Annotated in this window: 18 protein-coding genes and 2 rRNA genes; 6 read left to right on the forward strand and 14 right to left on the reverse strand. The window is 59.6% G+C overall.

What is annotated here, in order from left to right:
• Positions 1–240 precede the first annotated feature (240 nt).
• Both HMPREF1484_RS03860 and rrf read left to right on the forward strand, forming a co-directional pair.
• A 23S ribosomal RNA gene (locus HMPREF1484_RS03860) occupies positions 241–3,305 on the forward strand.
• 89 nt (positions 3,306–3,394) lie between these two features.
• Positions 3,395–3,511, forward strand: a 5S ribosomal RNA gene (gene rrf, locus HMPREF1484_RS03865).
• Positions 3,512–4,096: 585 nt separating this feature from the next.
• Here the strand turns inward: rrf and HMPREF1484_RS03870 are convergent.
• The 5 genes from HMPREF1484_RS03870 to HMPREF1484_RS03890 all read right to left on the reverse strand — a co-directional run bounded on the left by HMPREF1484_RS03870 (position 4,097) and on the right by HMPREF1484_RS03890 (position 8,205).
• Positions 4,097–4,999, reverse strand: a complete 903-nt coding sequence (locus tag HMPREF1484_RS03870; RefSeq protein ID WP_016663711.1) for a hypothetical protein — start codon at positions 4,997–4,999, stop codon at positions 4,097–4,099.
• A gap of 276 nt (positions 5,000–5,275) precedes the next feature.
• Positions 5,276–6,157, reverse strand: a complete 882-nt coding sequence (locus HMPREF1484_RS11520; protein ID WP_016663712.1) for a hypothetical protein — start codon at positions 6,155–6,157, stop codon at positions 5,276–5,278.
• Positions 6,144–6,848 carry a hypothetical protein gene (locus HMPREF1484_RS03880; RefSeq protein ID WP_016663713.1) on the reverse strand — a complete coding sequence of 235 codons (705 nt, stop codon included), beginning with the start codon at positions 6,846–6,848 and terminating at the stop codon, positions 6,144–6,146. Before HMPREF1484_RS03880 ends, HMPREF1484_RS11520 begins: the two co-directional genes overlap by 14 nt.
• A complete protein-coding gene (locus tag HMPREF1484_RS03885; RefSeq protein ID WP_016663714.1) occupies positions 6,845–7,573 on the reverse strand; it encodes a hypothetical protein in 729 nt (242 codons plus the stop codon). The genes HMPREF1484_RS03880 and HMPREF1484_RS03885 overlap by 4 nt, the downstream gene beginning before the upstream one ends.
• Positions 7,574–7,734: 161 nt before the next feature.
• The gene (locus tag HMPREF1484_RS03890) at positions 7,735–8,205 is read right to left on the reverse strand and encodes a hypothetical protein (protein ID WP_040386434.1); all 471 of its coding nucleotides are present in this window, start codon (positions 8,203–8,205) and stop codon (positions 7,735–7,737) included.
• Positions 8,206–8,493: 288 nt separating this feature from the next.
• Between HMPREF1484_RS03890 and HMPREF1484_RS03895 the strand changes: the two genes are divergently transcribed.
• Positions 8,494–9,282: a DUF981 family protein gene (locus HMPREF1484_RS03895; RefSeq protein WP_016663716.1), complete on the forward strand. Its 789-nt coding sequence runs from the start codon at positions 8,494–8,496 to the stop codon at positions 9,280–9,282.
• Positions 9,283–9,348: 66 nt separating this feature from the next.
• Here HMPREF1484_RS03895 and HMPREF1484_RS03900 read toward each other — a convergent pair whose 3' ends face one another.
• The 4 genes from HMPREF1484_RS03900 to HMPREF1484_RS03915 form a co-directional block, all read right to left on the reverse strand.
• Positions 9,349–10,836, reverse strand: a complete 1,488-nt coding sequence (locus HMPREF1484_RS03900; RefSeq protein WP_016663717.1) for a DUF1846 domain-containing protein — start codon at positions 10,834–10,836, stop codon at positions 9,349–9,351.
• A gap of 167 nt (positions 10,837–11,003) precedes the next feature.
• The gene (locus tag HMPREF1484_RS03905; RefSeq protein WP_016663718.1) at positions 11,004–11,834 is read right to left on the reverse strand and encodes a carbohydrate ABC transporter permease; all 831 of its coding nucleotides are present in this window, start codon (positions 11,832–11,834) and stop codon (positions 11,004–11,006) included.
• Complete coding sequence (locus tag HMPREF1484_RS03910; RefSeq protein WP_016663719.1) at positions 11,831–12,721, reverse strand: carbohydrate ABC transporter permease; 891 nt, start codon at positions 12,719–12,721, stop codon at positions 11,831–11,833. Before HMPREF1484_RS03910 ends, HMPREF1484_RS03905 begins: the two co-directional genes overlap by 4 nt.
• A 91-nt stretch (positions 12,722–12,812) precedes the next feature.
• Complete coding sequence (locus HMPREF1484_RS03915) at positions 12,813–14,105, reverse strand: ABC transporter substrate-binding protein (protein WP_016663720.1); 1,293 nt, start codon at positions 14,103–14,105, stop codon at positions 12,813–12,815.
• 217 nt (positions 14,106–14,322) lie between these two features.
• Here HMPREF1484_RS03915 and ptsP point away from each other — a divergent pair, with 217 nt between their 5' ends.
• On the forward strand, positions 14,323–16,041 hold the full coding sequence (gene ptsP, locus HMPREF1484_RS03920) for a phosphoenolpyruvate--protein phosphotransferase (protein ID WP_016663721.1): 1,719 nt from the start codon (positions 14,323–14,325) through the stop codon (positions 16,039–16,041).
• A gap of 74 nt (positions 16,042–16,115) precedes the next feature.
• Here the strand turns inward: ptsP and HMPREF1484_RS03925 are convergent, their stop codons facing one another.
• From HMPREF1484_RS03925 to HMPREF1484_RS03935, 3 genes are all read right to left on the reverse strand, one after another.
• On the reverse strand, positions 16,116–16,388 hold the full coding sequence (locus HMPREF1484_RS03925) for an HPr family phosphocarrier protein (RefSeq protein ID WP_016663722.1): 273 nt from the start codon (positions 16,386–16,388) through the stop codon (positions 16,116–16,118).
• Between the two features lie 123 nt (positions 16,389–16,511).
• Positions 16,512–17,072 (reverse strand): PTS sugar transporter subunit IIA, encoded by a 561-nt coding sequence (locus tag HMPREF1484_RS03930; RefSeq protein WP_016663723.1) that lies wholly within the window; start codon positions 17,070–17,072, stop codon positions 16,512–16,514.
• A 35-nt stretch (positions 17,073–17,107) separates the two neighbouring features.
• Positions 17,108–17,593, reverse strand: coding sequence for a GtrA family protein (locus tag HMPREF1484_RS03935; protein WP_016663724.1), 486 nt, complete (start codon positions 17,591–17,593; stop codon positions 17,108–17,110).
• A gap of 55 nt (positions 17,594–17,648) precedes the next feature.
• Here HMPREF1484_RS03935 and fdhD point away from each other — a divergent pair, with 55 nt between their 5' ends.
• Positions 17,649–18,521, forward strand: a complete 873-nt coding sequence (fdhD, locus tag HMPREF1484_RS03940; protein WP_016663725.1) for a formate dehydrogenase accessory sulfurtransferase FdhD — start codon at positions 17,649–17,651, stop codon at positions 18,519–18,521.
• An 8-nt stretch (positions 18,522–18,529) separates the two neighbouring features.
• On the opposite strand, the gene HMPREF1484_RS03945 is transcribed toward fdhD, so the two are convergent.
• Both HMPREF1484_RS03945 and HMPREF1484_RS03950 read right to left on the reverse strand, forming a co-directional pair.
• Positions 18,530–19,927, reverse strand: coding sequence for a PTS galactitol transporter subunit IIC (locus HMPREF1484_RS03945; RefSeq protein WP_016663726.1), 1,398 nt, complete (start codon positions 19,925–19,927; stop codon positions 18,530–18,532).
• A complete protein-coding gene (locus HMPREF1484_RS03950; RefSeq protein ID WP_016663727.1) occupies positions 19,927–21,129 on the reverse strand; it encodes an ROK family transcriptional regulator in 1,203 nt (400 codons plus the stop codon). The genes HMPREF1484_RS03945 and HMPREF1484_RS03950 overlap by 1 nt, the downstream gene beginning before the upstream one ends.
• A gap of 180 nt (positions 21,130–21,309) precedes the next feature.
• Between HMPREF1484_RS03950 and xylA the strand changes: the two genes are divergently transcribed.
• Positions 21,310–22,503, forward strand: a complete 1,194-nt coding sequence (gene xylA, locus HMPREF1484_RS03955) for a xylose isomerase (protein ID WP_016663728.1) — start codon at positions 21,310–21,312, stop codon at positions 22,501–22,503.
• The last annotated feature ends 3 nt before the right edge of the window (positions 22,504–22,506 follow it).

The raw sequence follows: 22,506 nt of genomic DNA on the forward strand, positions 1-22,506 counted from the left end.
CTGTTGTGGGGTTGGAAAGAGTGCGGTTGGGGGTTGCTTGTTGTGGGCACACTATTGGGGTGTGAGGCTGCACGCGTGAGCGTTTTGGTCTTGTCCCTTCCTGTTGCTGCTGACTGTGGTTGGTGGTGGTGGGTGTGGGGGTGTTGTTTGTCAACTGCATAGTGGACGCGAGCATCTTGTAAGCAATTTTTTGTTACAGATAGTTCAATGTTTTTGGTCTATGTGTTCATTTTTGAGTGTTTCTAAGTTACTTAGAGCATACGGTGGATGCCTGGGCACAAGGAGCCGATGAAGGACGTGGGAGTCTGCGATAAGCCTCGGGGAGGTGACAACCGACCTGTGATCCGGGGATGTCCGAATGGGGAAACCCGCCGCGACGTGAGTCGTGGTACCCGCCGCTGAATGTATAGGTGGTGTGGGGGGAACGAGGGGAAGTGAAACATCTCAGTACCCTTAGGAAGAGAAAACAATAGTGATTGCGTGAGTAGTGGCGAGCGAAAGCGTAGGAGGCTAAACCATGCTGGTGTGAGACTCGGTAGGGGTTGCTGGTGTGGGGTTGTGGGGTGCATTTACACAATATCTACCGGTGTTGTGGCGTCGTGGTGTGTGGTAGGTGAAGCCTTGTGAGTGGGGCGCCATAGTGGGTGTGAGTCCCGTAGCTGAAACTGCATGGCCAGGCGTGGTGTTGCCCCGAGTAGGGCCGGGCTCGTGGAATCCGGTGTGAATCTGCCAGGACCACCTGGTAAGCCTAAATACTTCCTTGTGACCGATAGCGGACTAGTACCGTGAGGGAAAGGTGAAAAGTACCCCGGGAGGGGAGTGAAAGAGTACCTGAAACCGTGTGCTTACAATCCGTCGGAGCCTTGAGGGGTGACGGCGTGCCTATTGAAAAATGAGCCTGCGAGTTAGTGGTCGGTGGCGAGGTTAACCTGTGTGGGGTAGCCGTAGCGAAAGCGAGTCTGAATGGGGCGTTGAGTCGCCGGCTCTAGACCCGAAGCGAAGTGATCTATCCATGGGCAGTGTGAAGCGCGGGTAAGACCGTGTGGAGGCGCGAACCCACTTCAGTTGAAAATGGAGGGGATGACCTGTGGATAGGGGTGAAAGGCCAATCAAACTTCGTGATAGCTGGTTCTCCCCGAAATGCATTTAGGTGCAGCGTTGCGTGTTTCGTGCTGGAGGTAGAGCACTGGATAGGCGATGGGCCCCACCGGGTTACTGACCTTAGCCAAACTCCGAATGCCGGTACGTGAGAGCGTAGCAGTGAGACTGTGGGGGATAAGCTTCATGGTCGAGAGGGAAACAGCCCAGAACATCAGCTAAGGCCCCTAAGCGTGTGCTAAGTGGGAAAGGATGTGGAGTTGCTGAGACAACCAGGAGGTTGGCTTAGAAGCAGCCACCCTTGAAAGAGTGCGTAATAGCTCACTGGTCAAGTGATTCTGCGCCGATAATGTAGCGGGGCTCAAGTACACCGCCGAAGCTGTGTCACTCCATTTTGTGTGGGGTGGGTAGGGGAGCGTCGTGTGGCCGGTGAAGCTGCGGGGGAACCCAGTGGTGGAGGCTATGCGAGTGAGAATGCAGGCATGAGTAGCGAAAGACGGGTGAGAAACCCGTCCTCCGAATGATCAAGGGTTCCGGGGCTAGGTTAATCCGCCCCGGGTTAGTCGGGACCTAAGGCGAGGCCGACAGGCGTAGTCGATGGATAACGGGTTGATATTCCCGTACCGATAGTGTGAGGACCCATACCGAGGCGTGTGATGCTAACCACCCGAGCTGCTGCTTCCTTCCCTTTGGGTTGGTTGTTGGTGGTGAGGCTGGGAACCAAGTGCGTAGTAGGTCAGCGTGTGGGATGACGCAGTGAGGTAGCTTCCGCGGGGTAATGGTTGTCCCCGTTCAAGCGAGCAGCCCGAGTGCGAGTAATGTTGTGCTCTTGTGGGTGAGTCGTGATGAGGACCCTTTATTGGGGTAGGTGGGTGATCCTGGACTGCCGAGAAAAGTTCCGGCGTGACGAGCACTATTGCCCGTACCCTAAACCGACTCAGGTGATCAGGTAGAGAATACTAAGGAGTTCGAGAGAATCGTGGTTAAGGAACTCGGCAAAATGCCCCCGTAACTTCGGGAGAAGGGGGGCCTGAGGTGTGAGAGCACTGATGGCCGCAGAGACCAGGGAGAAGCGACTGTTTACTAAAAACACAGGTCCGTGCGAAGACGTAAGTCGCTGTATACGGACTGACGCCTGCCCGGTGCTGGAAGGTTAAGAGGACTGGTTAGCCCCTTGTGGGCGAAGCTGAGAATTTAAGCCCCAGTAAACGGCGGTGGTAACTATAACCATCCTAAGGTAGCGAAATTCCTTGTCGGGTAAGTTCCGACCTGCACGAATGGCGTAACGACTTCTCCACTGTCTCAACCGCGAACTCGGCGAAATTGCATTACGAGTAAAGATGCTCGTTACGCGCAGCAGGACGGAAAGACCCCGGGACCTTTACTATAGTTTGGTATTGGTGTTCGGAACGGCTTGTGTAGGATAGGTGGGAGACTGAGAAGCTGGCACGCTAGTGTTGGTGGAGTCGTTGGTGAAATACCACTCTGGTCGTTTTGGATTCCTCACTTCGAACCATGATCTGGTTCAGGGACAGTGCCTGATGGGTAGTTTAACTGGGGCGGTTGCCTCCTAAAGAGTAACGGAGGCGCTCAAAGGTTCCCTCAGCCTGGTTGGCAATCAGGTGTTGAGTGTAAGTGCACAAGGGAGCTTGACTGCGAGACAGACATGTCGGGCAGGAGCGAAAGCTGGAACTAGTGACCCGGCACCTCATTGTGGAATGGGTGTCGCTCAACGGATAAAAGGTACCCCGGGGATAACAGGCTGATCTTGCCCAAGAGCTCATATCGACGGCATGGTTTGGCACCTCGATGTCGGCTCGTCGCATCCTGGGGCTGGAGTTGGTCCCAAGGGTTAGGCTGTTCGCCTATTAAAGCGGTACGCGAGCTGGGTTTAGAACGTCGTGAGACAGTTCGGTCCCTATCCGCTGCGCGCGTTGGATATTTGAGAAGGCCTGTCCCTAGTACGAGAGGACCGGGATGGACTAACCTCTGGTGTGCCAGTTGTTCTGCCAAGGGCATGGCTGGTTGGCTACGTTGGGAAGGGATAACCGCTGAAAGCATCTAAGCGGGAAGCCTGCTTCGAGATGAGATATCCGTACATTTTTTGTGTGGGAGGTCCCCTGTAGATGACGGGGTTGATAGGCCAGATGTGGAAGCGCGGTAACGTGTGGAGCTGACTGGTACTAATTGGCCGATGACTTACTTGCACTCTTGTTTGCTTTGTTTGTGTGTTCGCGTTCACTGTGTGGTTGACATTCCACACCCCCTGCTTGTTTGTGGGGAGGGTTTTGGTTGTTTCGGTGGTCATAGCGTTGGGGAAACGCCCGGTTCCATTCCGAACCCGGTAGCTAAGCCCAGTTGCGCCGATGGTACTGCACTCGGGAGGGTGTGGGAGAGTAGGACACCGCCGAACTATTCTTTGAGGGTGGAGCCCCGGCCGCTAGGGTCGGGGCTCCCCACATTTAACGCCCGAATTTTTGGAGCCAATACCCCTGAGCTAAGGTTCGGGGTTTTCTTTTGCCTTCATGCGAATGCTTGCATCATCCGTGTGTTTACCGATCGCGCTGCCCGCATGGTGAAGAGAGTCAGCTAGCTGAGCGCTCTCGCTCGCTTAGTCACTGAACTTATCCGTCGATCGAGGGCATCGAGGAGAAAAGCTGATTGCTCCACCTTTTCGCCGGTGTTAGATGCTTTGTAGGTGAGGCGATAGTCAGGAGCCGGTGCCCGAAGCTTCGCCGGCATCTTGTCCTGGAGCGGCCCCTGCCTGTCTGGCCACCGAGTCTGTGCTCAAGTGTTGCTACGCTCCGACGGAATCATGCCATTGGACTCGTGCGGCTCCGCGAGGTTTTCGCCTTTATCGAGATCATCGCCGCTTTCGGGCGGGATGGCATGGGCTAAATGCGCTGGCGGAGCCGCTGAGTAGTTTGCAATTACCTTACGAAGGGTTCTTGCACTTTTGTTGTCGTTTTTGAGGAGTGGGAAGTCCAGGCGAGAATGTCTATCCCATCTTCGAAATGAACTCGTCGCCCCAGGCGGTAACGTCTTCGGGACTCAGCGCTCCGGCGTTTGCACCGATGATATAGACGAGTGCGCCGGAAGAGTTCTGTTTGTAGCACGTATGACTATTCGTGGTTTTGGATTCGCATGTCCAGCTGCCTACGGTCTTCTTTTCTCCACTTCCGTACTTTGTGAACATGTCTTGGGTGTCTTTGTCATTGATGATCGAAGCGATATAGACAAGAGTCATATCCTGAGAGACGTAGGTTCCGCCAACGTCGCCGATTCCGGCATCGCCGAACGAGGGGTCGAGGCTTGTCGAGCCAACCTGTTGAGGAAGGTTCCCCGATGCCACTCCGCCTCCACCGCCGGGCTGCGGAGCGTCTCCACCGCCTTGTCCCGGCTGAGGGCTATTGCCGCCGTCCCCGGGTTGCGGGTCGTTGCCCCCGGTGCCAGGTTGGGGCATCGGCTGGGGGATATTCTTGACGTCGTCAGGTTGAGGGCTGTCGCTGCTGTTTCCACCGGGCGCGGGGTTCGGAGCAGGAGCTGAACCCCCGTTGTTATTCGTGTTCCCCTTGTCGTCCTTGCCCTTGAGGTCCTTTTCCGCGGAGCTCACTTCTGAGGCGGGAACCTCTTTTTTGTCGTCGCCATTGAGGAGCGTGAACGCGAGGACGCCTCCACCGACCAGGAGAGCGAGCAGGAGGAGAACACCGCAGCCGATTCCAACCCACAGTCCAGTCTTGCTCCTCTTCTGTGGAGGCATACCGCCGCCGGGGTATCCCGCGGGCTGGTTGTATTGCCCTTGAAAATTGCCCTGATCGTATGAGGGCTGCTGGTCGTAGCCTTGGTTGCCGTTCGGATTTGCACTCGAAGCAGCTCCTGGCTGCCACTCGGGGTTGCTCATGTTCGATGTCTTCCTGCTGTGCTGGGTCGCGAAGGTGCGAGAAGCGGACGGGACGTGTCGCAGACGCCAATGTAGGCGCAGGCGCCAGTCAGTATTACACATCACATCGATGGAAACCTAGAGTTGCCTATCTCAAAATTGCGGTGAGAGCACCAGGGGTTGAAAAACGCAGGCGGGAGGATCCTGACGAGCTTTTGCTTACGGAATGCACCTCGGCGTCTTTGCCTTGGCTCGCACATCTCACCCCCACGCTGTGTGTGCTCCCGTTCGGGTGCTTTAGTGTGGCGCGGTCGCAAGCTGATCGCCGAACTGGGCGATCTCGTTGAGGTCTTTCACATTGGAGGCCATAATGAGCACGATCGCGCCGCCAGGGCCCTGGGCGTAACAGTCGCCGCCGTTCTCTACGAAGGCGTCTTCTTGGCATTTCCAGTTGCCGATCTGTTTTCCGGTCGCGTCAAGATCTTGGACAAAGAGTCGACCGCTCTCGGTATCGTGGAATACCTCGACCCAGAAGATCGCAGAGCTGTTTGGTGAGGAGTACACCTTCTCAACATCACCGAAATCTAGTTTCGGTTGGCTTTCGTCGACTTTGAAATCTCCCACTTGATCCGGGGGAGTATAGCCGCCGCTGGGATTCGAGCCCGGGGCGGGATCCGGCCCGTTCGGTCCCGGCGCCGGCTGGGGGCCAGGGTCAGGACCGTTGGGCCCTGGGGCCGGTGCAGGTTGAGGTCCGGGATTCGGGTCTGGATTCGGAGCCGGGTTGGGGTTCGGCTGCGGCGCTGGGTTCGGACCAGGTGCTGGAGCCGGGTTGGGGTTAGGTACAGGGTTATCCCCACCGCCATCACTCACGGGAGCCTTGGGGTTCGGGGCGGGCGCGGGTGCGCTCGTGGTCGTGTCGTCTTTAGAGTCCGACGCTTCCTTGTCTTTGTTGTTCATGAGCATGAAGGCGAGAACTCCACCGGCGATGAGAAGGAGCACGAATGCGACGCCCATCCCGATCGCGACCCACAGAACCATCCTGTTTTTCTTTTCCGGGGGTACCGGGCCCGGTTGGGTCATTGGAGTGCCGCCCTGTGGTGCTTGGTAAGGGCTGCCAGCCTGGTACTCGGTTGGTTCTGCGTGGGGATCGGGGGTCTGCTGCCAATTATTGTTGTTCATTCAACGCTCCAAGGAGTTCGTCGCCCCATGCTGCGAGTTCGTTGGGGGCGAGCGTCTTGGCTCCAATCGCCACGTAGCCGTGAGTGGCGTCTTGCGTGATGCAGCCGGTAAGTGAGCTGGACTCTTCCACGGCGCATGTCCATTTGCCGATTTTTTGGGGGTTAGGGAGGGTCTTCGCAACGCTCTCAGCGTTACGGTCGGTGTTCTTGCCGACTCCAACTTCGATCTGGGTGCCGTCGGGCATTTGGTACACGGAATGGAAGTCAAAGTTTTGAGGGGCTTGGTGGGGCTCCCCGGAGTTGACGAGAACGGCGTCTCCGATCTTTTGGGGTTCGCCGCCCCGAGCTTCGACTGGCCCGGAGCCGTCGTCGGGCTCGGGTTCCGGTGTCGGTGCGGGCTGCGAGGTCCGTTCGTCCCCGCCCTCATCGCTTGGTGGTGCCGACGCTGGATCGCTTTGGCCGTCGTCTTGTGGGCTCGGGTCGGGAGCTGTAGACGACGTGGTCGTGTCGTCGCCGCCCGATTCCTTCGAATCATTCCCGCTCATGAGCGCGAACGCGAGGATGATGCCGCCGACGATGAGGGCGAGCAGCACGATGCAGCCGCAGCCGAGGCCAACCCACAGGCCGGTCCTGCTCTTCTTTGCGGTCGGTATTCCGGGAAGGTGGCCGCCGTGTGGCGTGAATTGGGTCATGAGCTCGCTCCTCCGGCTGCGATGAACTGATCACCGAAGTTGGCGAGAGTTTGGGCATCTGGCGTGCCGATCACCTTCACGACGTCGGTGCCGTTGGAAGATTTCACGCAAATGTTTTGGCTCGGGTCTCCTTGGAAGGTCCCGCACGTCCAGCCGTTGATTTCTTGTCCGTCAGTGATGGTTTTCTTTTCATCCTCGGGGCTGAGCGTGGGATTTGCCGCGCCCGACACTTCGATCATGTCCATTGCGCTGTTGCTGTAGGCAGCGACGTAATCCGCACCGACAGTATTGCCTGTTCCAACACCGGCGAGTGTGTAGTCGCCGACTTGTTGCGGTTTATTTGAACTGCTGTCGCCCGAGGGCTGTTCTGGCATGGGAGCAGGCCCTGGGTCGTTGCCACCATCGTTGGGAGCCGGAGCGGGATTTGATGCCGTGCTGTCGCCGCCGCTGGGGGCGGGCGCTGGATTTGGTGCCGGTGCTGCAGCCGATGTCGTCGTGCCACCGTCTTTCGATTCCTTCGAATCGTCCCCGCCCATGAGCATCACTGCGAGCACGATGACACCGATGAGGAGGGCGAGGAGCAAGAGGCAGCCGCAGCCGAAGCCGACCCATAGGCCGGTATTGCTCTTTTTTTGCTGTGGCATAGCGCCCGGGTATCCCATAGCGGGCTGCCCCTGCACCGCACCGTGATTGATTGGAGCCTGATTCCACTGGTTGTTCGACATGTGCGGGGTCCTCATCGGGTGGGGCGGTGTGCGCACGCGCACAAGGGATAGCGCAGCTGACTGTAACGCTGTGCCGTTCGTCAGTATTACACATCACACCGAAGGAGTACTAGGGCTTCCGTTAATCTACGGCGCGGTGTGCGGGGCGAGATCTACTTCGGCTATTTGAGTTGCTCCATAAACTCTTCACCCCAGGCCGCAATGGTGCTGAGGTCGGCGTCGGTATCAAGCGGAACGAGGAGAACTCTTCCACGTTCGTCGTCGGCCATGCAGACGTTCATCTCGTACTGCGTCCCGCACACCCAAGGCCCGATGTCTTGCCGGTTCATGAGGCCGGCGGTGTCCTCTTCAAACGTGCGGCCCGTATCATTCTCGATCCCGATCTCGAACCCGCCGCCGCTCTCATCTTCGTAGCGGGCGCGCACGACGTAATCGTGATCCGGGTCTTCCCCGCGGGCTTCGGAATAAGCAAGGTGGGTATCGCCCACCGTTTCGGGTTCTCCGGATTTGGGGGACACAGCCTGGGAGCTTGAGGTATCGGGGGAGGGGTCCGACGCTTGCTCTTCCCTATCGCCCAGGAACATGAAGGCAAGAAGCCCGGCAACAGTGAGTGCTGCGAGCGCAACGAACATGCCACCGCAGCCAAGTAGCACCCACAGGAGAGTGTTGTTTTTGCGCTCCGGGGATGCAGAGGGGGGATTGGGTTGTCCCAATGGTGGTTGCATGCCATAAGAATAAATGAAAGCGCCTTTGCTCCTGCACCGCCCGTACAGAAGACCTTCGTCAGCATTGATATTTGACGCGATATTTAGCAATGGCCGCCTGTTGGACCGGTCAGCCGGCTCGTTCGCAACGTCTCTAGGTAAAAACCTGCAGGCGAATGCTAGTTTTAAGCAAAATCAACGCTCCAAGGAGGTCCAATGGGCACGTTTTTCACCGGTGAAAGTACGCCCGGGCTCATCGACTGGTCGTCGATGCCTACTTACAACACGATTATGGCCATCGCTGCTGGCGCCACCCTTCTCGCGCTCGTACTATTCGTACGCGGGTTAGCGAAACGCAGTACGCTCTCGCGCACCGAAGAAGTTTCGGAAGGGACAGAAGAGTACCGCGAGCTTGCCGCTTTTCTCGACGGCTATGCCGTTGCCTTTGGAGTATTCGGGCTCATTCTTTTTACGACCGGCCTCCACATGATTCTCACATGGCCGCTCGCGGAGGGCGGTTTTCCGTTCGACAACATCGTCTTCGGCGAAACCTGCCTGCCGCTCGGTGCACTGGCTCTTGGCGCTTCACTTTACCTGTGGCGTCGCCGCGATAGCGTCCTCGACGCCCCGAACCCTCTTGTGCATCTCGCGCGCATTGCGAGCCCAGTAGGCTTCTTCACCGTGCTCCTCGGCCTTGCATTGATTGGCATTGCACTTGCGGGTCTCGTGTACCAGCTTTTTGCAGCACCTCCACAAGAGCCCATCTCGGGTGCGTTCGCAAGCATGCCTATGCTCGAAAACGGCGCACTGGCCGTTCTCTTCTGTCTCGTGGCTTTTGGAGCGATCTGTTTCCCATTCATCACGAAACAGATCCGCGAGAAGGGGGCGCTCACGCCGCTTGCCGTCGTAGCAGGATGGAGCCTCGCACTTGCTGGCATCGCTTGGGGTCTTTTTGGCGCGATGAACTTCTATACCCACATCGGGCTCATTGTGAACACCATGTGAGCACACGGACGCGATGGCGTAGGTGGGCCGGCTGCTTGAGAGCCGGCCCACCTAGCTATTTGCTCGCTATTTGTGGAAAAGGCTCTTTTTGCCGAAGGCGGGCTCGCTCGTGACGAGAACCCCGAGCGAGCGGAAAACGGACTCGTCGACGGAGCCGAGGATCGTCGTCGTGTGCACGTCGCAGCCACGCAGGTTCTTAATCTGCGCGAGCGCGGCGGCTGCATTCTTGTCGCTCCCCGCGGAGACCGATAGGGCGATGAGCACTTCGTCGGTGTGCAGGCGCGGATTGCGCGAGCCCAAGTGGTCCACCTTGAGAGTCTGGATCGGCTTGATCGACTCGGGCGACAGCAAAAGGGCATCCTCGGGAATCCCCGCGAGATGCTTGAGCGCGTTGAGGAGCATGGCAGCGGAAGCACCGAGCAGGTCTGAGGTCTTGCCTGTAATGAGGGTGCCGTCGGAAAGCTCGAGGCACGAAGCAGGCCCGCCGGTTTTTTCGGCGAGGGCGAGAGCAGGCTTCACTGTGGGGCGAATCGTTTCGTCCACGCCGAGTTTCGCCATCACGAGCTTGATGCGCTGCGACTCGAGCGGGGGAAGTTCGAGCTTTTTTTCGGAAACACGGGCCTTGAAGTAGCGGCGCACAACCTCTTGCGTCGCGGCCTCGCGGCAGGCGTCGTCGTCGGTGATCGCGTACCCGGCCATGTTCACGCCCATGTCGGTCGGAGAAGCGTAAGGGCACTGCCCGAGGATGCGTTCGAGGAGGATTCTGAGCAGAGGGAACGCTTCGATATCGCGGTTGTAGTTGACGGCCTTTTCGCCGTACGTTTCGAGGTGGAACGGGTCGATGAGGTTGACGTCGTCGAGATCCGCGGTCGCCGCCTCATAGGCGAGGTTCACGGGATGCTCAAGCGGAAGGTTCCAGATCGGGAACGTCTCGAATTTCGCGTAGCTCGAGGCGATTCCGCGCTTGTGGTCGTGATAAATCTGCGACAGACACGTCGCGAGCTTGCCCGACCCAGGCCCCGGCGCCGTCACGATGATGAGGTCGCGTTCAGTTTTTGCCCACTCGTTTTGACCAAGTCCCTCCTCGGACACGACGAGGGTTGGGTCCGGGTAGCCCTTGATCGTGCGGTGGCGCACGACCGTCAAACCGAGTCGCTCCATGCGAGTTTTAAACTGTGACGCCGCCTCGTTATGGTCGTCCATTTGCGTGAGCACGATCGTGTTGACGAGGAAACCGCGCTCGCGGAACACATCCACGAGGCGCAGAACGTCCTCCTCATACGTGATGCCGAGGTCGGCGCGCATCTTGTCGTGTTCAATATCGTGGGCGTTGATGGCGATAAGGATCTCGAGCTCATCCTTCAGCTCGTAGAGCATCGCGATCTTGTTATCGGGTGTGAACCCGGGAAGAACCCTCGAAGCGTGCAGGTCGTCGAAAAGCTTGCCGCCCATTTCGAGATAGAGCTTCCCGCCGATCTGGGCCCGCCGCTCGGCGATGTGCTTCGACTGCAGCTCGATGTATTTTTCGGGATCAAAACCTTGCGTGCGTGCCATGCGAGCCTCCTGCGATGAGATGAGAAAACGAGGGGGCCGGTGGCATACGACCTGCATGTGCAGCCCTCGACATTTTAGGGCACGAGCGGGTGAGTTTCCAGGACCGTTGCGGTCCGACGGTCCCCGCGCGTACCCGCGATGCCTACTCTTTCGCGGTGGCCCTGCTCTCAGCCCTTCACGGAGCCGCTCATCATGCCCGAAATGAAGTACTTCGACAGCAGGATGTACACGACGAGGGTGGGAGCCGAAGCAAGAAGTGCGCCCGCCATCGACACCCCGTAGTTGGTTAGCAGCGCGCCGTTGGCGAGGTTGTTGAGCGCGAGAGTCACCGGGCCGTTCATCGGGGTCGCGAAGAACACCGCGAACAGGAAGTCGTTCCACGCGTTCGTGAACTGCCAGATCATGACCACCACGAAACCGGGAATCGAGATGGGCAGCGCAACGGACCAGAACGTGCGGAGCATCCCCGCGCCATCAACCTTGGCGGCTTCGATGAGCGACTCGGGAACCGTCTCGAAGTAGTTGCGGAAGATAAGCGTGCAGATCGGGATACCGAACACGACGTGCACGAGAATAAGCGAGGGAACGCCCGAGTCGATGGGCAGAGCAAGCACGAGCGAGAGCAGGGGGATCATCACGGCCTGATAGGGCAGGAACATGCCAAACAGGAGGAACGTGAATACGACATCCGCCCCGGGGAAACGCCAGCGAGACAGCACAAAGCCGTTCATGCACCCGAGAGCCGAGGAGATGATCGTCGAGGGAATGACCATCGCAAACGAACGTCCCATCGCAGGCGAGAGCGTTTCCCAGGCTTCCGCCCAGTTCTCAAGCGTCCACTCGCTCGGCAGCGCCCACGCGCGGGCGGCCGAGGCATCGCCGCTCGTTTTGAAGCTCGTGACGATGAGGACATAGACGGGAATCAGGACGAGGACGACGCCGATGAGGAGAAGGGTGAGGCGGGCGAACCGCCACGGGGAAACCGAGGAGGTGTTCACGACTGACGCTCCCTGTGTTGCTGAATGAGATAAGGAACGATGAGGACGCCCACGATGATGAGAAGAATCGTGCCGACGGCAGCCGCGTTCGCGTAGTCGAAGCTCGACTTAAACACGAACATGTCCACGGCGGGGATCTTGGTTTGGTAGTTCGAGGGTTTCGAGATCGACATGATGAGGTCGAAGCTCTTGAGGCTCATGTGCGCGATAATCACGAGAGCGCTCATGATGATGGGGGTGAGCTGCGGGAAGATCACGTGGCGGTAGATTTGCCACTCGCTCGCACCGTCCATGCGACCCGCTTCGCGAAGCTCATCGGGAACGCCGCGGAAGCCGGCGAGAAAAAGCGCCATGACATAGCCGCTCAGCTGCCAAATCGCCGGAAGGGCAATCGCGGCGATGCCCCACGTGATGTTGTTCCACCAAGGGTTTTGGAGAAAGCCGAGTCCCACCATCTGAAAGAGGCGGTTAAGCCCACTTGCACTCTCGCCCTGGTTGGAGTTGAGGAGCCAGCGCCACACCACGCCCGAGGCCACGAAGGACACAGCCATTGGGAAAAGGTAGATGGTTTGGAACACTCGACCACCTTTGATGGGGCGATCGAGAAGCCACGCCCACACGAACCCGGTGATCATCGCGCCACCCAAGAACACCACCGTGAAAATCACGAGGTTCATGAGTGAGTGGCGAAAATCGGGGCTCGAGAGAAGAGCGATGTAGTTATCGAGGCCAACGAACTTACTGGGTTGCACGCCGTTCGCTTGCGCTGCCGTGTGGTTGTCAGTGAGAGAGGTCCACACGTTCTGCGCCATAAGCACGTAGACGAAGATCCCCACGAGAATGAGCGAAGGCGAGATGAGCAGCAGGGGCGCCGCATACTTTTTCATGCCTGGTCCTAGGGTGGAAGTGGCATCGGTGGGGGCCGGGCGAGCGTCGGAAATGAGATCCCCGGCCCCGAAACCGATGTGAAAGCGGAGCTTACTTCTTCATGTTCGATTCGGCAGCGGAAACAAGCTCGGCCTGGAATGCCTTGGCGTCGGTCGCGCCGGAGGTGAACTTGCTCGTTGCGTCGGAAATGGCGTTGAGCCACGCGACCGAAGTTGCCGCACCGTGGGCGATCGAGGCGCAGATCTTGTCGTGTGCGAAGGACTCGAGCGCGGACTGCTGATACGCCGGGAACTTCGAGACATCAGCGTCGGTGCGCGCCGGGATCGAGCCCTTGGCGAGATTGAAGGCTTCCTGACCTTCAACGGACGAGATGGTCTTGAGCCACGCCTTCGCGTTGTCGGCGTGCGGTGCGCCCACAGGCAGGGTGAAGGAGTCCGCGAGGAAACCGAAGATCTTGTCGCCAGAGGCGGCCGAGGGCACCTCGAAGTAGACATAGTCCTTCATGTCTTCCTTGCCGGCTTCCTGGAATGCTGCAACGGCCCAGTCGCCCATGACGTTGTAGGCGGCCTTCTCGTCGATCACGAGGGCTGTCGCTTCGGGCCAATCGAGCGAATCTCGGTCGGAGTTGGTGTAGCCCACGAGCTTCTCGAACGCCGCGATCGCAGTGGCGACTTCCGCACCTGCCCAGTCGGTCGAGCCGTCGAACAGGCCGTTGTAGGCGTCCGCGCCGAGGTGGGACATGAGCACTGCTTCAAGCAGGTTGACCTGCGTCCACGGTGCCGCGAGAGAAAGCGCGGTGACACCCGCAGCCTTGGCCTTTTCGAGGTCGGCGAGCCAGGCATCGAACGTCTCGGGGACAGCCTTCGGGTCGATCCCGGCCTTCTCGAGCACGGCTGCTGATGCCCACACGACGTTCGAACGGTGAATGTTGGACGGCACCGAATAGATCTTGCCATCCACCGTGAGGAGCTTGACCAAACTGTCAGGGAAGGCCTTGCGCAGGTCGAACTCGTCGTAGAGTCCAGAGACGTCTTCGATCTGGCCAGCATTGATGTAATCGGTCAGCTCGCCACCCGCGTGCGCCTGGAAAGTGTCAGGCGGATTCTTGGTCTGCAAGCGCGACTGGAGCATGTCCTTTGCGGCACTGCCCGCACCACCCGCGACGGAGCCATTGACGAACTTAATCTTGGGGTTTTGCTCGTTGAATACCTTGACGAGAGCGTCGAGGCCCGCTTTCTCCGAGCCTTGGGCCCACCACGTGAAAACCTCGACAGAGTCGTCCCCTCCAGCGGAGCCGCCACCGGAGGAGTTGGAACATGCTGCGAGCGCGCCAAGCGCAATACCAGCGGACGTGAGAGTGAGGAAAGTCCTCCGTGCGATCATTGCTGTTCTCCTTTAAACAACAGGGGCGTCGTTGCCGAGTGCCGCGATGCGGCGGCCCTATTGTAGTCGCACTGGGCCCCGCGATCCAATCCGAGCGGTTGGAATGTTGTAAGTGCCGTGATCGCGCGGGCGCGGCGCGTCAGCGTGATTACGATGAGGTGACATCGCCAGTAGAGAGTAGAGACCGCGTCCGCCTAGGGCGTAAGAGGGAGATAGTGTGACGACATACCGAGGCGTCGCCGTAAGCGCCGGCCGCGTGATCGATCCGGTCAAGGTTATGGCCCCTCCCGTGACCGAACCCGAGGCCGGAAAGACGCTCCCAGAGGGTGAAGCGCGCGAGGCTGAGGCTGCTCGCATCTCACAGTCAGCTGCGGCGGTCAAAGCAGATCTTGAAGCGCGCGCGGAAAGAGCGAGTGGCGACGGCAAAGCCGTTCTCGAGGCGACAGCGCAAATGGCGGCGGATCCAACGCTCACAACGAGCGCGGAGCAGCTTGTACGCACCGCCGGTATGAGCGCCGAACGCGCCGTGTGGGAAGCCGGCGAGCAGGTCGCCACGATGCTTGAGGGCCTCGGCGGCTACATGGCCGAGCGCGTTGCCGACGTTAAGGATGTGCGCGCTCGCATCGTCGCCCACCTCCGCGGCGAACAGGCGCCCGGCATCCCGTTCTCGACCGAGCGCTTCGTACTCGCCGCGATCGATCTCGCCCCCGCCGACACAGCAACCCTCGACCCGACCATCGTTTCGGCGCTTATCACCTCCGACGGTGGGCCGCAGTCGCACACCGCGATTCTCGCGCGCCAGCTTGGGATTCCTGCCGTTGTCGCCGCGAAAGGCGTCGAGAGCATCGAGCCGGGAACGGTCGTGTACGTGGATGGTGCCGCCGGCACCGTGACCAGTGAGTTCGGCGACCGAGAGCGGGAACTCTCCGCCACCTGGTACGAGCTCGTGAAAAACCCGCTCACATACTCCGGCGGGGGTGCGGAGCTTTTCGACGGTACCCGCGTTCCACTGCTCGCCAATGTGGGCGGCGAAAAGGACGCGGCTTTAGCCGCCGAGGCCAATGCTGACGGCGTGGGTCTCTTCCGAACCGAGTTCTGCTTCCTCGACCGCGACGAGGAGCCGAGTATCGAGGAGCAGGCCGAGGCGTATGCGGGGGTGCTTCGGCACTTTCCGGGTAGGAAGGTCGTGATCCGTACACTCGACGCGGGTGCCGACAAGCCGCTTCCGTTTTTGACCGATGCCGACGAGCCGAACCCCGCGCTTGGCGTCCGGGCCTATCGCACCTCGTGGGAGAAGCGCTCGGTGCTCGAGAACCAGCTGAAGGCAATCGCAAAAGCGAGCTGCGAGACGAGCGCTGAGCCGTGGGTCATGGCACCGATGATCTCGACACTCGAGGACACCGAAGATTTCGTGTCGATGGCACGCTCCGCTGGCGTGGAGCGCGCCGGCATCATGGTCGAAACTCCGAGCGCGGCCCTCACAAGCGATCACCTGATGGGCGTCGCCGACTTTGCTTCGATTGGCACGAACGACCTCACGCAATACACGATGGCTGCCGACCGCATGCTCGGCTCCCTCGCGCAGCTCAACGATCCGTGGCAGCCTGCCGTCCTCGCGCTCGTGGGCGCAACGGCGACGGGTGCGCGGGTCGCGGGTGGCGACCCGGAAGCCTTCGGCGACGGCGCGAACAAGCCCGTGGGCGTATGCGGTGAGGCAGCAGGCGACCCCGCGCTCGCGGTCGTCCTCGTGGGGCTCGGTGTGAACTCCCTGTCAATGACGCCTCGATCGCTGCCAGCAGTCGCGAAAGTCTTGTCGACCGTGTCGCTGGCGGATGCGCGCGAACTCGCTCGTCTCGCGGTGTGCTCACCGACCGCCGCCGAAGGCAAACGGGCCGTGCGTGCGAAGCTCCCCATCATTGAGGAACTCGGACTCTAACGGGCTGAATGAAGCGAAGGGGGTATGCCGCTCGGCATGCCCCCTTCATCAGCCAACAGAGGTGTAGTTGGTACTTAGGCCTGCGCGTCGAGATCCGTCTCGAGAAGCTCCGCGAGCTTGTTGACCGACTCTTCGGCTCCGTCGCCCTCGGCACGCAGAACAACCTCGTCGCCGTGGCCAGCGCCGAGAGTCATAAGCATAAGAATTGACGAGGCGTCGATCGGCGCGCCGCCAACCTTTTCGATCGTGACCTTCGCGGGCTGTTCACCCGCGGCCTTCGAGAAAATAGCGGCGGGGCGGGCATGGAGCCCGGAAGCGGCCGCAATCTTGACGGTGCGTTCTGCCATGATGTGCCTTTCGACGAGCCGGTATGCCACATGGACAAACACCAGCGGGAAAATTTTAGTGAGGCCACCCTACCGAATGACGCTGCAGGTGACCTTGTTGGAACCGTCTCGTGCGGGCCATCCTCACAGCCCGCGAATCTCCTCGAAGTCAGGATCAAACACCGCGAGAACCTCGAGCGGCGCCTCTGCCTCAGCTAGTGCCCGGCGGCGATCCTCCTCCGCAAACACCTGCGAGATTGCCTGAAGCAGCATCAGATGCTCATCGCCAATGCCCGCAATGGCGATAACGAACGACACCTTTTCCTCGCCGCTGTCACCCCAAGCAATCGGCTCGTCATACTTCACGACGCTCATCGCTGTGCGGTGAATATTGCTCTTTGCCTCGCTCGTTGCATGGGGAACCGCAACGCCATACCCCATAAACGTTGACACCGCGTCCTCGCGCTCGTGCATCGCCTCAACATACGCCGGATCGATCGCCTCGAGTTCAACGAGGAGATCGCCTGCCTCCTCAATCGCCTCGCTCTGATTTCGAGCAAGGCCCGGAACGCGAATCGCATGCGGCGAAAGAATGACCGACTCGCCCGACGCCGACGGCGCCCCTTTCCCATGATCGCGCGTTACATCGCATGCCCACCGCGGAGCAGCGTGCTCAGATCCGTCACGACTTCGTGAAATGTTCATGATCCACGCCTTTCAAAAGATGCTTCACCTCGAGTCTAGGTGGCGTCGGACCCCTCCGCCTCAGGAAAAACGAACTTCCCGTACGTGAAGTACCGGAACGTCGTGGAAACCACCTGGCCAATGAACGTGCCGCTCACGTTGTCCGCGAAGGCCGAATCCAGCCCGAGGACGTAGCGGGAAAACCCCAGGCAACCGAGCTGCAGCGCGCTCGCGATCACGTTCACGATGATGAACGCGAGAATGGATTTCGCGGTCTGCGGCTTGTCACGGTCCCCGTACGTCCAAAAGCGATTCCCGAGATACGTGAGGCAGCTGGCCGTCGCGATCGTGAGGATCTTGGCGAGGATCGGCTGGCCGTGCATGAGCCCCTCGTCCCAGCCGTGCGTCGGGCTCCAAAACACGAGGACGTTATACATCGCCGCATCAAAGAAGAAGACGAGGCCGCCCACGATCAGGAACTTCGAGCCGCGCAGCGCATGTGCAAGAGCGGCAGCTTTCGAGGGGGAGTCCTTCGCGGTCACGCCCCAACATTACAGGCCGTGCTGCAGCGAACGAATGGAGTTAGGCTGAGGTGCTATGGGACGAGTGACAGCATCGACGCGCCTCACGCGCGTACGCATCCGCGACGGCAAGCTTTACCACTCCGAGCGGCCCGATAGCGTCGCCGTCGAAGAGCCGCTCGACATTCGCCTCAACGGCCAGCAGCTCTCGATGACGATGCGCACCCCCGGTCACGACGTTGAACTCATCCACGGTTTCCTTCATGCGGAGGGGTACATCACGAACCGCGATGACATTCGCGAAGCTCGCTACTGCGATGGCGCCGTCGTTGAAGACGACTCGGGTTTCGAACGCAACACCTACAACGTCATGGATTTCACCACCCGCACCATCACAGCAGCCCCGGTGATCACGAAGCCGTTCCTTACCTCGAGCGCGTGTGGCGTGTGCGGTTCGGCTTCAATCGACCAGGTGACGCAGCGGGTACGTCACGATTTCGCTCCGACGTTTGCCATGCAGCCGTCGAACCTTCTTCGGGCGCAACGCGAGCTAGGCGACGGCCAGGCGGCGTTCTCGAAAACCGGCGGCGTGCACGCGGCAGCCCTCCTTACTCCGGAGGGTGAGCGCCTTGTGCTTCGTGAGGACGTCGGCCGTCACAACGCCGTCGACAAAGTGATCGGCTGGGCCCTCCTCGAGGATCGCCTGCCCCTCAACGACGCCGTGCTTCTCGTCAGTTCACGTGCCTCCTTCGAAATCGTGCAGAAGGCCGCGATGGCCGGCATCGGTCTCATCGCGTGCGTGAGTGCCCCCTCCTCCCTCGCGATCGACACTGCCCAAAGGCTCGGCATCACCCTGTGTGGATTCGTGCGCAGCGAAGGTGACGATGACGGGCGCTTCAACGTGTACTGCGGTGTCGAGCGGGTTGATCTTTCGGGCAGCGAGAGCTGACTCCCAAGTTAGTCAAGTCCTGCCTGGCTATTGGCGTTGGTGTGCTCGCCGTGCTTATCGCGCGCTGCGACGATCGCAAGAGCGCTGAACGAGAGAACTGCACCTGCAACGACCCACCAGTCCCCAAGTGAAGCAAGAGCGGGATAAAACCAGTTTGCGGGATTCGCCCCCGGGGTGAGAGAGATGACGGTTGCAGCGCTGGAGTCTGTACCTACATGTGTATCCGCTGCTACAGCGGTGCAGAGCGGTGCTACCCATGTCGCCATGAAAAGACCGGGCACGAGAAGAATTGTGGCCCCTGCGACCGTACGAATGATGTTTCCACGAAATACCGCGACCATGAGCGCCACGATGAAGGGAGTTGCGGCAAGATCAACAAGCGGAAGTACTCGATTCCCCAAGGGCTCGAGTGCGATTGCAAGGGCCAGGGTAATGGGTATCAGGAGGAGACCAGAAGCGATCACAGCTGGGTGGCCGACCGCTACTGCGGAGTCAACGCCGATATACAGGGTGCGGCTGGGAAAGCGTTTTTTGACGAAGGCTTGGGCAGCCTCGGAAATGGGTAATAACCCACCAACTAAGACCCCAACCATCTGCGGTAGAAGGTGCATCACCGCGGCCATTGAGATGGCCAATGTGAGAATCTTCTTGACGTCGTCAGGAGGGGTCGAGGTTCCCGCAAAACTCAAGGTACCGATGAACAGGCCGAGGAAGAGCCCCATGATCATAGGTTCTCCGATCATGCCCAGTCGCTTCTGAATGGTCTCGGGGGTCGCGTCAAGCTTGTTGAAGCCCGGGATTCGGTCGAAAAGCCAATTGAGGGGGATGGCAAACAGGCCGTACGGAGAGCTGGTCCCGTGCGCCAGAGAGAGACCTGGCAGCTCGAAGTACTTTTGGAAGATGGGCGCTGTGAGGTCAGCAAGGGCCAGCATGAGTGTCATGTGTGCGGCCGCACCAACGAGACCCCATACAAAGGATCCCGTAACTTCGCCGACCAGCGCACCTACGAAAGCGCTTGTCCAGTAGTTCCAGAGATCGATGTTGAAGGTTCGGGTGAGGCCCAGCGCGAGATATAGGAGATTCATGCCCGCCACGAGCGGAATAATTGCCGCACCGTAGAGCGTGGCGTACGCTGCTGCCCCCATGTAAGGCCATCCCACATCGACAATATCGAGGCCGACGCCGAAACGCCCCGCCATCGACTGCGCAGCCGGGCTCACCTGGTCGCTCATGAGCGTGATAACGAGGCCCACACCGATGAAACCAATACCGATCGTGAGGCCAGCGCGGAACGCCTTCGAGAACGGTAGCCCAAGAAACCAACCAAAGAGCGTGATGATGACGGGGAGGGCGATCGCGGCCCCAAGGTCAGTGATGTAGTGGGCGACCCCAACGATTGTTTCCATTACGCGCGCTCCAGTGGCGTATGTACCGCTCGAGAGCGGTCGCGCTCGATCCAACTCACCGGGTCGTTGAGAAGCGGTAAAAGTGCGTACTGGGTTGCCCCCACGAGGGTGGAGTCGCCTGCGAAGGCGGACTTGGCAAGGGTTATGGGGGCGCTTGGGGCGCTGAGGCAGTGTGCGTCCATCGCGCGCCGCACCGGCGTTTCGATTGCATCGAAGAGCTCGCCGAAATACCCCGAAAGGATTACCGTTTGGAGGTCGAGTAGTGTCAGTGCACTGGAAATGGCAACCCCGAGCCAGAGCCCCGCTTTTTCGAGAACGGCGCCATCAATGCGATGCGCAAGTTCGTCAATGTGTACGTGTTCGGGCACATGCGCTGCCTCCCGAAGGGCCCATGCGCTCGCGAAGGCTTCCAGGCAGCCTCTTCGGCCACATTGGCAGCGCGGACCATGGGGGTCGAGAGTTGTGTGTCCGATCTCCCCGGCCCACCCCAAGTCCCCGTGGAGAATTTCGCCGTTGAGAACGATGGTTCCACCGATCCCTGTTTCGCCGTGGACGAGTAAGAAAGATTCTTCCGCTCGGGAAATGAGCTCGGAGCGCGCTACGAGACGTGTGTCATTTCCGAGAAGGGGGCTCGGAAGAGCTGCGGGTGCGGTCACTTTTCTGATGGCTGCCGTGTGAACCATCGAGGCGAAATCAATATCGGCCCAATCGAGACCGGGGGAGGAGACAACTTTCGTGCGATCGGCACTCATTCGGCCAGGAACGGCGATCGTAATGCCAGCGATGGTGCAGCCTTCAGGCAAAGCACTGTGGGCATCGGAGATGAGTTGGCCTACGAGTTCGGCAGCGCGGTCAGGGCGTCCGTGGTTAGTGCCGTACTCCTTGTGAGTAATGAGCGTCTCGCCTGCGAGATCGCGCGCAAGAATGGCGGCGTGATCGGCGCTCACTTGAATCCCTAGACCGCACACGGTTTTGGGTGCAGGTAGAAGGGGAGTCGTCGGCCGTCCCGACCCGCCTGTGCGCTGGAGAGGCCCTTCAATGATGAGCTTCTCATCGATGAGTGTTTCTACGAGTTTCGAAATGGTTGGTTTCGTGAGGCCAGTTGCGGCGGCGATCCCTGCGCGTGAAAGCGGTTCGGGGGTTCGAACGATCGCGGTGAGAACTCGGGCGAGATTGTGGGAGCGAAGGTCCGTAGGTTGCATAGCGCCCTTCATTTTACGAGCGGCCGCGGAGGTGTCGGACAAGCGAGTGCGGCTCTTGCAGGAATCGACTTGACAGAGCTATGTTAGTAAAAGAAACTAACTATTGCTAGTCAATCGTCGGCCTTGCCGACAAAGCCGATCGGCGAGAGTCGATCACCTCGATGACGAAAGGTGCCTATCATGGCAGCTCCGCAGCCCACTCGCGACGACAAATTCACCTTTGGCCTCTGGACAACCGGCTGGGAGGCACGCGACCAGTTTGGCCTTGCTACCCGTCCGGCCCTCAAGCTCGAAGATCACCTTCGCAAGCTCGCCGATCTCGGTGCGTGGGGCTACACGTTCCACGACAACGACCTTTTCCCGTTCGATGCCACCGATGCCGAGCGTGAAGAGATGATCAATCGTCTCAAGAAGGCGACAGAAGAAACCGGCCTCGTGACTGAGATGGTCACGACCGACACGTTTGCGCACCCTATTTTCAAGGACGGCGCATTCACCTCGAACGATCGCTCTGTTCGTCGATACGGCCTTCGCAAGGTCCTCAAGAACGTGGACCTTGCTGCCGAGCTCGGCGCCAAGACATTCGTTATGTGGGGTGGTCGTGAAGGCTCGGAGTACGACTCCTCGAAAGACCTCTATGCAGCGCTCCAGCGCTATGCCGAAGGCATCGACACAGTCGCCGGCTACATTAAGTCAAAGGGTTACGACCTTCGTATCGGTCTCGAGCCCAAGCCCAACGAACCCCGAGGCAACATTTTCCTTCCCACCATCGGCCACGCCCTCGCCTTCATCGAGCAACTCGATAATGGCGACGTTGTCGGAATCAACCCCGAAACGGGCCATGAGCAGATGGCTACATTGAACTACAACCATGGTCTCGCCCAGGCCCTGTGGAGCAACAAGCTCTTCCACATTGACCTCAATGGTCAGCATGGTCCCATGTATGACCAGGACCTTGTGTTCGGCCACGGCGATCTCATTCAAGCGTTCTTCACCGTCGACTTGCTCGAGAACGGCTTCCCGTCGCGCCCTGGCGCTTTTGACGGTGCGCGCCACTTCGACTACAAGCCTTCGCGAACCGAACACGAGAAGGGCCAGTACGACGCGGCCGCCGCGAACATGGAAATGTACCTTATGCTCAAGGAACGCGCCGTGGCTTTCCGTCAGGACCCCGAAGTCCAAGAAGCCCTCGCATACTCGGGTATCGACGAGCTCGCGGAACCGACCATTGGCGAAGGTGAAACGCTCGAAGACATCCTTGCCGATAAGTCGGCCTACGAGGAGTTCGATGCCGATAAAGCCGGCGAACGTAACTATGGTTTCGTGCGCCTGCACCAGCTCGCGATGCGCCACCTCATGGGATTTGGGGCCTGATAT

Origin of the sequence: Dermabacter sp. HFH0086 (assembly GCF_000413375.1) — a bacterium.
Classification (GTDB): domain Bacteria; phylum Actinomycetota; class Actinomycetes; order Actinomycetales; family Dermabacteraceae; genus Dermabacter; species Dermabacter hominis.